The sequence below is a fragment of the Frankia nepalensis genome, assembly GCF_016786325.1.
Taxonomy (GTDB): domain Bacteria; phylum Actinomycetota; class Actinomycetes; order Frankiales; family Frankiaceae; genus Pseudofrankia; species Pseudofrankia nepalensis.
The window spans coordinates 1-13,695 of the sequence record NZ_JADWYU010000383.1 but is presented as its reverse complement, the minus strand read 5'-3'; the positions used below and the strand labels follow the sequence as shown (position 1 = coordinate 13,695).

The 13,695-nt window shown below is 68.7% G+C and carries 12 protein-coding genes; 4 read left to right on the top strand and 8 right to left on the bottom strand.

Features of this window, described 5'->3' with window-relative positions:
* The first annotated feature begins 996 nt into the window (after positions 1 to 996).
* Both I6A81_RS42090 and I6A81_RS42085 read left to right on the top strand, forming a co-directional pair.
* Complete coding sequence (locus I6A81_RS42090; RefSeq protein WP_238431136.1) at positions 997 to 1,800, top strand: MBL fold metallo-hydrolase; 804 nt, start codon at positions 997 to 999, stop codon at positions 1,798 to 1,800.
* Positions 1,797 to 2,246 (top strand): VOC family protein, encoded by a 450-nt coding sequence (locus I6A81_RS42085; protein WP_203008080.1) that lies wholly within the window; start codon positions 1,797 to 1,799, stop codon positions 2,244 to 2,246. Before I6A81_RS42090 ends, I6A81_RS42085 begins: the two co-directional genes overlap by 4 nt.
* Positions 2,247 to 2,567: 321 nt before the next feature.
* On the opposite strand, the gene I6A81_RS42080 is transcribed toward I6A81_RS42085, so the two are convergent.
* Positions 2,568 to 2,942: a hypothetical protein gene (locus I6A81_RS42080; protein WP_203010531.1), complete on the bottom strand. Its 375-nt coding sequence runs from the start codon at positions 2,940 to 2,942 to the stop codon at positions 2,568 to 2,570.
* 694 nt (positions 2,943 to 3,636) lie between these two features.
* A complete protein-coding gene (locus I6A81_RS42075) occupies positions 3,637 to 4,971 on the bottom strand; it encodes a sialidase family protein (protein ID WP_203008376.1) in 1,335 nt (444 codons plus the stop codon).
* A gap of 799 nt (positions 4,972 to 5,770) precedes the next feature.
* Between I6A81_RS42075 and I6A81_RS42070 the strand changes: the two genes are divergently transcribed.
* Complete coding sequence (locus I6A81_RS42070; protein ID WP_203007507.1) at positions 5,771 to 6,175, top strand: type 1 periplasmic-binding domain-containing protein; 405 nt, start codon at positions 5,771 to 5,773, stop codon at positions 6,173 to 6,175.
* Positions 6,176 to 6,437: 262 nt separating this feature from the next.
* Here the strand turns inward: I6A81_RS42070 and I6A81_RS42065 are convergent, their stop codons facing one another.
* The 6 genes from I6A81_RS42065 to I6A81_RS42040 form a co-directional block, all read right to left on the bottom strand.
* Positions 6,438 to 7,199: an SDR family oxidoreductase gene (locus I6A81_RS42065; protein ID WP_203007506.1), complete on the bottom strand. Its 762-nt coding sequence runs from the start codon at positions 7,197 to 7,199 to the stop codon at positions 6,438 to 6,440.
* Between the two features lie 205 nt (positions 7,200 to 7,404).
* A complete protein-coding gene (locus tag I6A81_RS42060) occupies positions 7,405 to 8,562 on the bottom strand; it encodes a thiolase C-terminal domain-containing protein (RefSeq protein WP_203007505.1) in 1,158 nt (385 codons plus the stop codon).
* On the bottom strand, positions 8,559 to 9,002 hold the full coding sequence (locus tag I6A81_RS42055; RefSeq protein WP_203007504.1) for a Zn-ribbon domain-containing OB-fold protein: 444 nt from the start codon (positions 9,000 to 9,002) through the stop codon (positions 8,559 to 8,561). The genes I6A81_RS42060 and I6A81_RS42055 overlap by 4 nt, the downstream gene beginning before the upstream one ends.
* A 72-nt stretch (positions 9,003 to 9,074) precedes the next feature.
* A complete protein-coding gene (locus I6A81_RS42050; protein WP_238430989.1) occupies positions 9,075 to 9,956 on the bottom strand; it encodes an LLM class F420-dependent oxidoreductase in 882 nt (293 codons plus the stop codon).
* A gap of 129 nt (positions 9,957 to 10,085) precedes the next feature.
* Positions 10,086 to 11,336, bottom strand: a complete 1,251-nt coding sequence (locus I6A81_RS42045; protein WP_203007503.1) for an amidohydrolase family protein — start codon at positions 11,334 to 11,336, stop codon at positions 10,086 to 10,088.
* A 287-nt stretch (positions 11,337 to 11,623) separates the two neighbouring features.
* Positions 11,624 to 12,043 (bottom strand): SRPBCC family protein, encoded by a 420-nt coding sequence (locus tag I6A81_RS42040; RefSeq protein ID WP_203007502.1) that lies wholly within the window; start codon positions 12,041 to 12,043, stop codon positions 11,624 to 11,626.
* 746 nt (positions 12,044 to 12,789) lie between these two features.
* Here I6A81_RS42040 and I6A81_RS42035 point away from each other — a divergent pair.
* Positions 12,790 to 13,491, top strand: a complete 702-nt coding sequence (locus tag I6A81_RS42035) for a TetR/AcrR family transcriptional regulator (protein ID WP_203007501.1) — start codon at positions 12,790 to 12,792, stop codon at positions 13,489 to 13,491.
* The last annotated feature ends 204 nt before the right edge of the window (positions 13,492 to 13,695 follow it).

The following is a 13,695-nucleotide window of genomic DNA, read 5'->3' as shown; positions in this document are numbered from 1 at the left end:
CGGTCAGGAAGGAAACGATGTCCGTCGCGCGGGCGGACGCGGGCGCGGGCCGGGCCATGCAGAACACCGTAGCGGACCTTGCCGGCAAGCAACCCACCACAGGCTTGACTGCAAAGAAGATCTTGTCATGGCAATCGCCCATGTTCGAGCTATCACGTCGCATGGTCGTCGTCAGGGGCAGCAGCCAGCATCGGCCTGACTGGCCTAGACAGATCCCCTCGACCGAGCCCGTTCGGGCCACCAACGTCCCTCGCCCAGGACGAGCCACCATCCCCACACTGACAGTCACCGACCAGAGGGCAGACCAACCGGTACCCCCGCGACCCACAGGGCCTCGACAAGCCCTACCGGGATCCGGTTGACGTCGGCGGGAGCTTGCTATAGCAATATCGGCGTTGCCAGGTCGAGGATGGGGTGGCCGCCAACCGCGTCAGGAACCGCCTGCGATCAGGCGCCATCTGCCAACCTCTGGCTGCTCCCTACGAGGGTCGGAAGGAGATCTGGTCACGAGCGGCCTAGCGACCGACCGCCGCGCGGCGCACCACCTGGAGGCGCCGCCTGGCCAGGCTCGTTGACCGCGTCGCCCTGAACCGCCTGGTCTGGGTGCCCGCCATCTGCCCGGCGCTGAGACCTGAACCCGTGTCGTGTCGTCCGTCGCCGGTCGGTCGCGGCGACGCTACGTCTTCCGGCTGTCCGACATCACCGTTCCGGCGAGTGCGAGTCGCCGCTCAGCACACCTGTGAGGATCAACGCCGTGACCTGTCCGATCCACCCTGTCGGACTTACCTGCGACACCTGGTCGGGCGTCACCGTCCGCCGCGGGACAGTGGAGGTGCCGTCACGAGACAGCCAGACCAACCTGGCTCCGTTCACGGGCGGCGTTCTCGGTCGGGTTCCCCGTCCGGGGAGCGTCACCCCCGGGCGGGCTTGGTGAGGCTCGGCGCGGCATCACTCGAACGGGTAGAGGAACAGCGCTTCCCTGTTTCGCTGACCGCGATGACCCAGGACGAGGCGTTCCTTGAACGGCAGGCGAGATCGCTGCCGCCGGGCTTCCTGGACGGGGCGGCGAGGACCTTCCAGTTCTCAAGTCACAGCTGGGTCCTGCGGGTCGACGGCCTGGTCGTCGTTGTCGACCCATGTACAGGCAACGGGCGCCGCCTGGGACAGGCACCGGCCTTCAATGATCTCGACACTCCGTACCTGGAGCGGCTCGCGGCCGCGGGAGCGCCGGCCGACGAAGTCGACGTGGTGTTCTGTACACATCTGCACCATGACCATTGTGGCTGGAACGTGACATTCCAGGACGGGCGATGGGTTCCCACCTTCCCGAACGCGGTCTACCTGTTCGTCGAAGAAGAGTTTCACCGCTGGGACCCCGCGAGTCCCGCACAGCACGCAAACAGCTTCAATCCGAATGTATTCGATCACTGTGTGCGACCGGTGGTGGAGGCTGGGCTGGCCAAGGTCGTGTCGCTCCCCTATCAGGTATCGCCGAGCCTGACGATCGAGTCGGCAACCGGACACACAGTCGGTCACGCCATGCTGCGGCTGGCCTCAGAAGGCATGCGCGCCTACTTCACCGGCGATGCCTTCCATCACCCGATCCAGTTCTCCCGACCGGAACTGCACCTGCCAGGTTGCGACGACCTGGCTTCGGCGATCGAGACCCGTAGGCGGCTGGTGCGGCGCCTACGGGACGAGGGTGCGTTCGTGATGCCAGCCCACTTCCCCGCGCCGCACTATGGTCGGCTTGGTCTCGACGGCGACGAGGTCCGCTTTCTCCCCGGCGGCGCGGAATGAGCACGCCACCGGTCGCTGTGACCTGCCTTTCGCACCTCGGGATGACCGTTGCCGACCTCGACGCCTCCGTCTCCTTCTACGAGCGGGTGCTCGGATTCGTTCGCCTCTACTCAGACGAGCAGGAGGAGTGGACACGGGTCGGGATGGCGAGCGGCGACATGGTCGTCGAGCTGTTCAGCCGCCGCTTGGCCCCGCCGTCGGGAGACGTCGTGGATCCCATGTACCCCATGGAGTTCGGCAGGCCGAAGATCGCGCTCACGGTCGTAGACGTCGAGGCCACCTACACGCGGCTCGTCGCCGCCGGGATCACCCCCCTCTGCCCCGTCGCCACCACAAGGGTGTCACGGTTCTTCTTCATCGCCGATCCCGACGGCACGCCCATCCAGCTGCACGAGTTCAGCGGCTCGCGCCAGCGGCTCGCGGAGCTCTTCACACCCGCCCGTTAGCGAATCCCACCACGCGGATCACAATCGCTGACGTCGTCGGGACAGCCGTACGATCGACGCGAGGAACCCATCCTGGATCTGCTCGGCCAGTCCGCTGTGAACGACGTACGCACCGCGCTGCCACGGTCTGGACAGGCATTACGCCGCGGGAAGTCGGCAAGGTGGATATAGGAAGGTTCGACGATCCCGGGCTCACAGGTGACCACCACCGCCTGCACCCGGTCCCGTAGTTCCCGCATGGACCTGACGCCCCAGGCGGTGTTCGGGTCCGGTCGAGGCCGTCACGCCGTCGCCGGTCGTCACCGCCGCCGCTGGGTCGTCTCATGCCTCGCACGCGGGTGAGGACGCGCATCCGGCGTCCGAGCCCCGCCCGCGGCGAAACGGTGGTGTCAGGTCTTCAGGTAGTCGGGGATCCGGGGCGGACTTGAGGCCGAGCGAGTGCATCATCCAGGCCATCGTCTCGTAGCAACCGGTGACGAACAGGACGTCGAACAGCTTTCGCTCGTCGAACTCGGCCGCGAGGGCGGCCCAGGCGCCGTCCGCGATGACGCCGTCGTCGATCAGCTCGTCGACGGCGCACAGCGGCGCGCTGTCCAGCGGTGTCCGGAGCGGGGCGTCAGGCCGGTAGGCGATGCTCGCGATCCCTCGTCCGCCGAGCGCCCAGCCGCCCAGCCCGCGAAGATGTGCTGACCCCACAGGTATCAGGACTGCCGGCGCGCGGGCCGCTCGCAGGATGAGGAGCTCCACCTCGCGTAGGCGGCTCGGTGTCCAGCAGCGCGTACCCGTTGAACGGGAGGAAGATCGGGCGAGCGCGGGATGGCGGGCCAGCGACGCGAGCGCGTCCCGGCCCGACGGCCGGGCCCATCTCCGGGGCGGGACGGCCCCGCCGCATCGGGTTCAGCGCCGCCAGGGCCTCGACCATCTCCGCGGGTCACTCCCGCGGCGGCAGGAGTGGCATCCGCACCATCGCGCCGCTCCTTCGTGGCAGGCCTCGCCTGAGCTGTGCGGCGGGCTCGGGCCCGCGGTCCTTGTCCGACACTGAGGCTACGAAGATCGCTCTTGTCGTCACCTACCGCTGAACTACTGTTCAGCACAGTTATGATCGGGCCGTCAGCCGACGGTCCGACCACCGCTGGCCCGGACGCCCGTCGCCGCTGGGGCGAGCTCCGCCACCTCGATGATCTTCACCTGGACGGTGGCGTTGCGGAACGCGCTGAGCTGGGCCTAGATGTTCTCGGCCAGCGTCCAGTTCTCCATGGTGGGGCGCCGGTGAAGGATATCGACTTGTCCTCCGCGGCGAGTTCGTCGAACAGCCTCTGCGTCTTGGCCTTGGCCGGCTGCGCCAGCGGAGTGTCCGAGTAGCAGGGCGAGCCCGGTCGGCGCCAAGAAACTACTTCTTGTAGAAGGAAAGGGGAACCCGGGCGACGACGCCGTCCGGGGTGGGGCCGTTTCGGCCATCCGACCAGCTGACATAGGCGTACTTGTCGGTCACCACGATCCGGGAGAACTCATCGCCCTCGGCGGGTGTGGCTGGTTGGGTCACCTTGTTGACCCTCAGTGGCTTGGAGAAGGTCTTCCCGTGGTTGGACGAGACCGCGGAGTAGGCGTCGACCGCGGACGTGCGCCACACGACGCCGAGAGTTCCCGTCGGGCCGAAGTCCATCCACGGCTTGACCGCGCCCGCGGCCGGAATCACCGCGGGGCCGGTCCACTTCGCACCGGAGTTCTCGGTGCTGTACACCTCGAGGGTGTCGCCCCGCGGGATCATGAGCGCGAACCGGCCGTTGCGGGTGGGGTCGGCTGAGACCCACGGAACGGGGTCGGTCGACCCGGCTGTCAGGTTGGGCAGGGAGGGGCCGGTGGGCGGCGTCACCGGAGTGCCGTTGGTGGTCGTGACCGGGAAGGCGGTGAAGGTCGCTCCACCGTCACGGCTCGTGTAGAAGATCACGTCGGTGCCCGTGAAGACAGGGGTGCCGTTGTCGAACGTCACCGCGACGCCGGTGGCCGCGGCGAGGGTCCCGCGCTGCACCGCGATCTGTGTGCCGAACGGCTGCGCTGGCAGGACGCCCGGTGCGCTCCAGGTGGCGCCACCGTTCTTGCTGACCGAGACCGCGATCTTTCCCGCCGCGTCCTGGCCGACCGCATAGACGTCGCCGTTGGCCGCGTCAATCCGCAGCCTCGGGGTGACGGCGATCAGCAGGGGCGTGTCGATGGGAGCCGACCAGGTACGACCGCCGTCATAGGACTTCGAGATGGCCAGGTGGTTCGGGACGCCGTTGCAGCCACCGGGTGTAGGGGGCTCGGGCTGGCCCGGCGCGCAGCCCAGCCGGTTGAAGGCGACGTAGAAGACGCCACGGGAGTCGACGGCCAGGTTCGGGTCACCACACATGGCCCGATCGCCATAGGGCCACGCGGCCTCCGTCCACCGCACGCCACCATCGTGGGAGTAGCCAACGAAGCAGTGGTACTTGTCAGCCGTGGCCGTTCGGGCTCCCGGCCGGTGGTCAGTCGAGATGACCACCAGGTTGTCCCGGTTCTTCGGGTTTACGGCCACCTCGGGCTGGCCGTTGTCCCGGGCCGGGTCATTCGTGACGTTGACCTCGGTGATCGCCTTTCCGGGTGAGCCGGACGCGCCGGCGGTCGCCACGGTCTGCGCGCCCGCCGACGCCGGTAAGACCAGGACCACGGCGATGCCCAGGATTGTGCCGAGGCCGAGGGTAGGCATCCGTCTTGCCACTCTCGTCCGCGAAGATTTACGCCATGTCAGCATGTCTTTCTCCTCTCTATCGTGCGCCGTCATTTCATCTGGGGCCGAAAGGCGCAAGTCGTGATCGCGGACAGCACCCACGGCGCCACCGAGAACCCGGTCGTCCTATTCGACACATCCGCCCGGCGCGATCCTCCGCACGGTGCCCGCCAGATGCCGGGCAACCTGATATCTCGCGGTGGCTCACTCAGGCCAGAATCGCCGGCCTCGCTCACCGCCGCCGACGGTGAGCATGTCGGAAGGAATTGTTCCTCGCGGCTGGATCAGCGGACGCCGCTGGATGCCCCGATCCCCTTCTGGTCAGCCGGACGATGCGGCCTGCGCTCATGTCCTCCTTGCCGGGCACGGCTACGGCCCGCATCAGGCCGAAAAGAGGCATCACCATTCTTGGCGGGCTGACGGCTTCAGCCCACGCCCGTCACGCCGCGCTGGTCCCGTAACAAGACGTCACCACCGACCGCGCCGACCCGGTCCCGCCAGGCCGAGTACAGCTTTGTTCTACAACAAGATCAGTATTGCGTCAACAGGATACATTTTGCTATCGAAATAGCCACCGCCCCTGAGCTTGATCGAGGGGCTCCGGCGGCCAGCCCGGCAGCCCGGACGCCGCGCGCGGGCCACCGGCCCGCTCGCGCTCGGCACGCCGACCACGGCCGAGACCGGGTCGGCCCACGAGGCCGCAGGAACACGTCGGTCAGGGCGTACGCGGAAACGGCGAGTTCCTGGCTCGGGTGGCTGCTGCTCGACCCGCACGGCCGTGCCAGGCAGCATCCTCGAGGGCATGGTCATCGGCGCGCCGGCGCCCATCGGCTCCGACGACCCGTCGGTCAAGCGGTTCGAGTCCGTCGCGGAGACGTATGGCACCGACATCGACACCAGCAACGGCGTCGCGATCGGCATGTTCACCTCCATGGCCGGATTCCGCGAAGCCCTTGAGGGCGTCTCGCCGTCCGAGCTCACCCCGGCGGGCACCGCGGCGGCCGTCAAGAGGGCGCCGGAGCGGGACCTGCCGGCCGGTGGCGGTATCCAGTTCCGCTGCAACGGCAAGGCCAACCCGGCGCTGCCCGCCTCCTGCGTGCGCGGTGGCCTCAGCACCACGCTCGACGACAAAGGCCAGCCGACGACCTACACGCCGCTCGGCCAGACCGCGATCCCGGACTGAAGCGGCGCCGGCCCGGCGCGGCGCGGTGTCGCCGTGGCGATCCCCGCGCCCCGCCGGCCGACCGGTCCACCGACACTCCCGCCATGGCGACCTGTCTGCGGCGTGGGGTGCGCCGGCAGTGCCGCCTGCTGGCGGGGACATGACTGTTCGCCGTCGCGAGCGTCGTCCTGGCGGCGGCCCCGCCCCTGGCTGCTCGGCCGCGTCACAGGCCCCGTCCTGGCCTGCGTCCTGGTGCATTCTGGACCAGAACCGTACGCAGAGCTCATCGCAGCGGCTGCCCGAACCGCCCTATCCAGGCGTCGTAGTCGGTGCCCTTGTCGACGAGAGCCCGGGCGTCCTCAGGGTCGGTCAGGATGAGGAACCGCTCGTCCGCCAGACCCCGCAAGACGACCTCGGCGACCTGCTCTGGCGTGAGGGCCGCCCTGATCGCCGGATGATCATCGGGGAAGCCGTTGTCGAGCAGCATGCGGGTGAGCATGGCGCCCGGACAGAAACAGGAGATCTTCACGCCATAGGGGCGGTACCGGACGGCCAGCCACTCCGAGAGCGCGAGCGCGGCGTGTTTAGTGACCGAGTAGTCGGCCTTCAGAGGCTGGGTGGCCAGCGCGACGGAGGAGGCGGTCTGCAGCAGGTAGCCGTCGCCGCGGGCGACCATCTCGGGCAGCACCTCGCGCGCGGCGTACAGATGGGCCATCACATGGAGCTGCCACATGGTGTTCCACTGGGCGTCGTCCTGCAGGCTGTCGGGCGGCGGCGGGCCGGCGATGCCCGCGTTGGAGTGCCAGATATCGATGCGGCCGTAGGCGTCGCGGGCCAAGGTGGCGACCGCCTTGACGCCTGCCTCCGTCGTGAGGTCCGCCGCGAGGCCGACTGTTCCGATCTCCTTGGCGACCCGCTCGACGCTGTCGGCCTCGATGTCGGTGACGACGACCCGAGCGCCGGCGGCGGCAAGCCGTTTCGCGATCGCCACACCGATGCCGTTGCCCGATCCGGTCACGACCGCGACCTTGCCTGCGACGTCCATCCGGGATCTCCTCTGCGTGCGGCGGTTCGGGCGGCCGCCCGAACCACGGTCGAATATCTGATGGCCTCAGTTGGTGCCTGGCGGAGCGGTCCCGCGACTCGACGGATGTCTCGCGCGTTTCTTCCCTCTCGGCCGGATCGTGAGGGGTCGGTCAGGGAATTCGGGGCCAGGAGCCCTGGGTTGCGGATTCGCTCGGGCCTCCGGGTCACCCGGACGTGAGAACCACGGCGCCGCATTGGAGATAAAGGCCGCTGGCCACGAGGGCCACCTGGGCGTTCGGCACCTGTCGTGGGCCGCACTGCCCGCGTATCTGCAGTACCGCCTCGTTGAGGAAGCTGACGCCGTGCAGCCGTCCCTCGGCGAGCTGGCCGCCGGCCGTGTTCATCGGGAAGTCGCCACCCGGGCCGAGGCGCGAGCCGTCGCCGATCCAGTCGCCGAACTCGCCGCGGCCGCAGACCCCGAGCGCCTCCAGCCAGGACAGCGTCACCGAAGTGAAGCCGTCGTAGACCTGGGCGACGTCGACATCGTCGAGGGTGACCGACGAGCGCCGCCACAGCCGGTTGGCGCAGTCGAAGGTGCCGCCGTAGAGGTAGTCAGTGTGGAACGTCCAGTCCGCGCCGCGCCCGGTTCCGTAGGACATCGCGTCGACGAGCACCGGAGGCTGGCGGAGGTCCGCGGCCCGTTCGGCGGTGGTGATGACGGTGGCAACCGCGCCATTGATCGGGTAGTCGCAGTCCAGCAGGCGCAGTGGCTCGGCGATCGCCCGGGACGACAGGTAGTCGTCCATCGTCACCGGCTCGCGCAGGACCGCCCGCGGGTTGAGCGCCGCCCACCGCCGGGCGTTCACCGCGATGTGCCCGAAGTCCGCCTCGGGCCTGGCGTACTCGGCCAGCCAGCGGCGCTTCTTCAGCGCCATCTCGACGAGGATCCCGCCGAGGTACCCATACGGGGTGAGGAACTGGTTGCGGCCGGCGATCTCGCGCGGGCCGTCCGCGACGCCGCCGGTATGACCGGCCGCCCGGGTCAGGCACCGGAAGACCAACGCCGTCTCGCACGCGCCCGACGCGACGGCCATGACGCCGGCGAGCACCCCACCGAGGCCGGATGGGTTCGTCGGCAGGATGTCGGCGAAGGCGGCGAGGTCGGGAACGCCCAGTACTCGGGCGACATCCTGGGCGCCGGGGGACTCCGGCCCGAACTTGTACTCGAAGATGCCATCGACGTCCGCGCTGGTCAGCCCCGCGTCGGCCAGGGCTCCCTTCACCGCGTCGAGCAGCAGCACCGCCGGCTCCGGCTCGCCGGCCCTCGACAGCTGGGAGTAGCCAACTCCGACGACCGCGACGTCGCGCGCAAGCGAGGTCATCGCGACGCCTCCGTGAGTCGGAACTGCGGCAGCGTGATCCCGTCGCGCCGCTCGAAGACGACCTCGACCGGCTGCCCGCAGGCGAGCTGCGCCGGCGCCGCGCCGACAAGATTGGTGACCAGGCGCAGGCCGGGCTGCTCGACCAGCTCGACGAGCGCGATGACGTAGGGGACCGCGTCGACGAAGCCGGCGTGCAGCGGGCGCTCGATGACCGCGTAGGAGTAGATCGAGCCGTGACCGCTGACCTCGGTGTGTTCCAGGTCCTCGGACTGGCAGTTCAGGCAGCACACATCCGGCGGATACTGCAGGTTGCCGCACGCGCGGCACCGCTGCAGGAGCAGCCTGCCCTCGCCCGCCCCATCCCAGAAAAATCGCGAGATCTCGTCGGGCCGCGGAACCGGGCGACTGCCGCCTGCGGTGACCAATGTCTGCTGTGTCACGGGCTTTCACTCTTTCGATGGGATCGGGAGAACGCCCAGGCCGGGCCTGTGAACGCGGCGCGGCCGGCGGCCTCAGCCGATCGCGGCAACCGTCGCATCCAGGAGAGGCAGTACCTCCGCGGCGGTCGCGGTCGGCACGTCGATCAGGACGCGGCACACACCGAGCTCTCGGTAGCCGGCGAGCAGGTCGCGCAGCTCGGCCGGCGGGCGCGGAGACTGCATCACGACGACCTGCGGGTCCGAGTCCCGGCCCTTTTCCGCCCAGGCGGCCCGCAGCCGGGCCAGGTCGCCTTCGAGTGTGGGCAGCGATCCCGTCGACATCGGGATCCACCCGTCGGCCCAGTCGGCGATCCGCCGGAAGGTCACACCTACCGCGCGTCCGCCCAGCAGAACGGGCGGGTGGGGACGTTGCGCGGGTTTCGGCCACGACCAGCTCGGTGACAGCCGGACGTGCTCACCCTCGAAGGACGCGACGTCGTCGCTCCACAGCGCCTTCATGACGCGGATCTTCTCGATGACCACGTCGTGGCGGACCTTTCCGGAAAAGCCGTGGTCCTCGAACTCCTCGACGTTCCAGCCGAAGCCGACCCCCATGACGAACCGTCCGCCGGACAAGGCGTCCAGCGTCGCGACCGCCTTCGCCAGCGCGATCGGGTCGTGTCCCCCGGGCAGCCCGACGCAGGTGCCGACGACGAGGCCGGTGCGCGCGGCGACGAAGGCAAGCGCCAGATAGGGATCCCACAGCCGCGGGTAGCGGGCCGGCATCGGGCCGCCGCCAGGATAGGGAGTCGCCCGCACCACCGGGATGTGCGTGTGCTCCGGTAGGAAGATCGAGTCCAGCCCGCGCTGCTCGGCCGCCAGGGCCAGGTCAAGCACCGGCATCGAGCGATCGGTGCCGCCGTAGTGCAGGCCCACTCCCATCGCGGGTGTGCCTGGCTGCATGGGGCCGGACATCGCTCGCACCTCCATAGTCCGTGTGTCTCGCCGTCAGCCCGCGCAGGGAATCACCGTGCAGCGGATGTTCGATCTCGACCACGTCGACGCCCTACTCGACGATCTTGACGCCACGCAGCGCCTCGCGCACTAGGACCCGCTCCGGGCAGCGGCCTGCAGGTGCTTGGTCGACCGGATGCTCACGTCCCAGCTCTCGGCCTGCGCCCGCAGCACGCCGACGGTCGCCCGGTCGCGCGGGATGTGGGAGAACGCGTCGAGCCTGAAGTGCCGGAGCGCGTTGAGATGGGTGATCTTGTTGATCTCGTGGTCGGACAGCCCACTGAGGTACTCCATCGCGCTCTCGGGCGAATGCGGCCAGGTGGTGTCCGAGTGCGGGTAGTCGCACTCCCAGGTGATGTTGTCGAGGTTCAGATGGTGGCGGTTCTCGACGCCGACGCGGTCGTCGATGAAGCAGAGGATGACGTGCTCGTTAAAGACCTCGGACGGCAGCCGGCCGTTCAGGTCCATGCCCGACCAGTGCCTGGTGTGCCGATAGATGTAGTCCACCCGCTCGGTGAAGTAGGGGATCCAGCCGATGCCGCCCTCGGAGAGCGCGACCCGCAACGCCGGGAACTGCCGGAACAGCGGGCTCCAGATGAGGTCGGCCGCAGCCTCGATCAGGTTCACCGGCGACAGCGAGTAGATGCACTCGATCGGCGCGTCCGGTGAGGTGGTGGGCACCGTCGAGGACGAGCCCAGGTGCATGCACACCACCGTGCCCTCCTCCTCGCAGGCGGCGAAGAACGGGTCCCAGTAGTCCGTATAGAGGCTTGGCAGGCCGAGGGCGTACGGGTTCGACGAGAAGGTGACCGCGTGACAGCCCTTGCGCGCGACCCGGCGGACCTCCTCGGCCGACGCCTGCGCGTCCCACATCATCGGCAGCGCCAGCGGGATGATCCGGCCGGGGTAGGTGCCGGCCCACTCGTCGATATGCCAGTCGTTGTAGGCCCGCACCATCGCCGCGGCCTGGTCACGGTCCGAGCCCGCCTCGGCGAAGAGTTGGCCGCAGAAACGCGGGAATGACGGGAAGCACATCGACGCGAGCATCCCGTTCGCGTTCATGTCGAGGATGCGGGCGTGGATGTCATAGCAGCCGGGCCGGATCTCCTCGATCGTGGTCGGCTCCCGACCGTACTCGTCCATCGGCCGGCCGGCCACCGCGTTGAGCGCGACGTTTGGGATCTCCTGTCCCTCATAGCGCCATGCCATTGTTCCGTCGTCACGGCGGACGAACAGTGGCGCCTTGTCCGCATACTTGGCCGGCAGCCTCCCTTCGAAGAGGTGCGCCGGCTCGACGACATGATCGTCGACACTCACGAGAATGAGATCATCGACATTCACAGGGTGCTCCTAGTGATTAAAGGACCGGCGCCACGCAAGTCTCGCGGAACTCAAGGACCGAAGAGCCGTGTCGAGCGTGGCGAATCGGCGTGGGCGCTCGCCTGCCGCCGGTTAAGGGCCGTTTCCTGGGCCGGCCGGCGATGCGCTGAGGACCGTGCGACCACAAGGCTCGCACGGCTACTAGGCCCGTACAATTTTCGGTGCCGTATTCCTGACGGTTGTCGTCCTGGGAATGTGGCCGCCCGATGTGAATGCGGGTTGGAGACAGGCCGCCGGCCCGCGGGCCGTCAGGCGCCGCCGGCGCGGCTCGTGGCGTGGGCGGTCACCGCCGCGACCAGTTCGTCGAACATCACCTGGTAGGACTCCGTCCGCTCGTTGGCGAGGTCGTGCGGCAGGTAGTCGGTGACCCAGGTCAGGCGGGTCGCCGTCGGGCTGAGGGCGTCGACCCGCATCTCCGCGTGGTGGTACTCGGTGCCGCTCAGCGCGGGCACGGTGTACGAGGCCCGGCGGCGGTCGGGGTCCACGGTGAGGTTGCGCTCCCAGACCTCCTCCCCGTCCGGGAGGGTGACGACGCGGTACTCGCCTTCCCGGCGCTCGGCCGCACAGGCCGAGAACACATGGACCTCGGAGCGGGTGTAGCGGTCCACGAAGTCCCACACCAGGTCGGCGGGGGTGTCGAGCACTGCCTCGAGGTAGATGCTTCCCATGTCTCGCTCCGTTGCTGTCGCCTGACGGGAACCGATGTTCTGGCCGAGGTGCTGGCCGAGCCGTGTGTCGAAGCCTGTCGTCTCGGCTCCGGCCCCGGAGCCTCCGGCCAGGACCCGCGGACGTGGTGGCCGCGTTCCCCGACGGGCGCGCGCCGTCCGCGGGTGGGGTCGAGGGCACCGCTGACTCCTGCGGAACTGGCGGCGCGGCAGGTGCGCGCCGGCCAGAATTCCCCGAGAAAGCGTCCTTCTCTGGCTGCGTCCATGTGCTTGACAAAGAATCGAAAAAAGAAGAGTTGATTCGAGTGAAAGGCATGTCCACGGCATGCGTCAGGCTAGGTTCTCGGCGGTCCTCGCGACCGGCGTCCAGCGGGTTGGGGGCACCAGCCACCCGCGGCGGTCCGACTCTTGTTCGTTCCGCCCCAAGTGGTGTGGGTTTCGGCCGGAAGCGGGTATCGCGGGCGGCCCATGACCCGACGACAACGACCCTAGACGCGGACGATGAGCATGTCAACGAGTCTTAAGCGACTAGGCTTAAGAAGTCCGCGGGGCGAGGGTCGGCCGACGCCAGGGGTTGCGCAGGCGCCTCGGCGCCCTAGCGGCAACACCTGACTACCCAGGGCGATCGCCACCCCACCCTGCCCCGAGTCGTCAGGGGGAAGCCAAGAAGGTCTGAAATTCTCACCCAATGGCGAGCTGGTAGACTGCGGACCGCGCGGCGCGGCCCCCTAATTGCATTGGAATATACGATGCCATCACACCGGAGTCGAATTTCGGGCGGAGACCGCTCCGGCGGCCGGGACCGTCCCAACTCCAAGGGTTCCGCGACTCGCAAGATTCTACTCGAGACGGCCGAGCGGCTGTTCGCCGAACACGGCATCGCGACGGTCCCACTGCGCGATGTCGCCGTCGCGGCGGGCCAGCGGAACAACACGGCCGTCCAGTACTACTTCGGCGACCGGGAGAGCCTGCTGCGCGAGATCACGTCCTATCGTGCCGAGGCGAGCGAGGCGTCCCGGGCCGAGGCGCTGGCCGGACTACTCGCCGGCGACGGGATGTCGTGCGTGCACGACCTCGTCAGGTCGTTCGTCCGGTCGCTTGCCCGTCACGTGACGGACGGTAACCATTATCTCGCGTTCCTCTCCCGTTACATAGTCGAGTACGGCGGCTACATCGGCCTCGAGGGAGCCGTCTCCCCGACGACGATAGAAACGTTCAGGGGCCTGTTGTACGAGTTGCTGCCCAGCTTCGAGCGGCTCGTTCTCGACGAGCGATGGATGGTCCTGATGACGACGACCGTCCACACGCTGTCCCGCTACCAGACCGCGATGCGCGCGGGCACGCAGCCCCTGCCGTTCCCCGAGCTCGTCGACGACCTGGTCGAGTTTCTCGCCGGCGGCCTCCAGGCGCCGTGTCGCCAGGCCGCCGCGCCAGCGGAACGCTGCGACTGACGAACCGCGACGAGCGGTGACCGAACCAGGCCAGGCGGCACGTCCCGCCGCCCGCGCCGGGCGCTCCGCCCCACGGGTCGATTCAGCGTGGGCGGTCGTGGTGCGTGCGATGCCGTTGGCCGACCAGCTAGTGTTGCGTGATTCTGTTTGCTTACCGGTGGCGGTTGCGGTTGTTGTCGACGAGTTTGCGGATGCTGGTCTGGG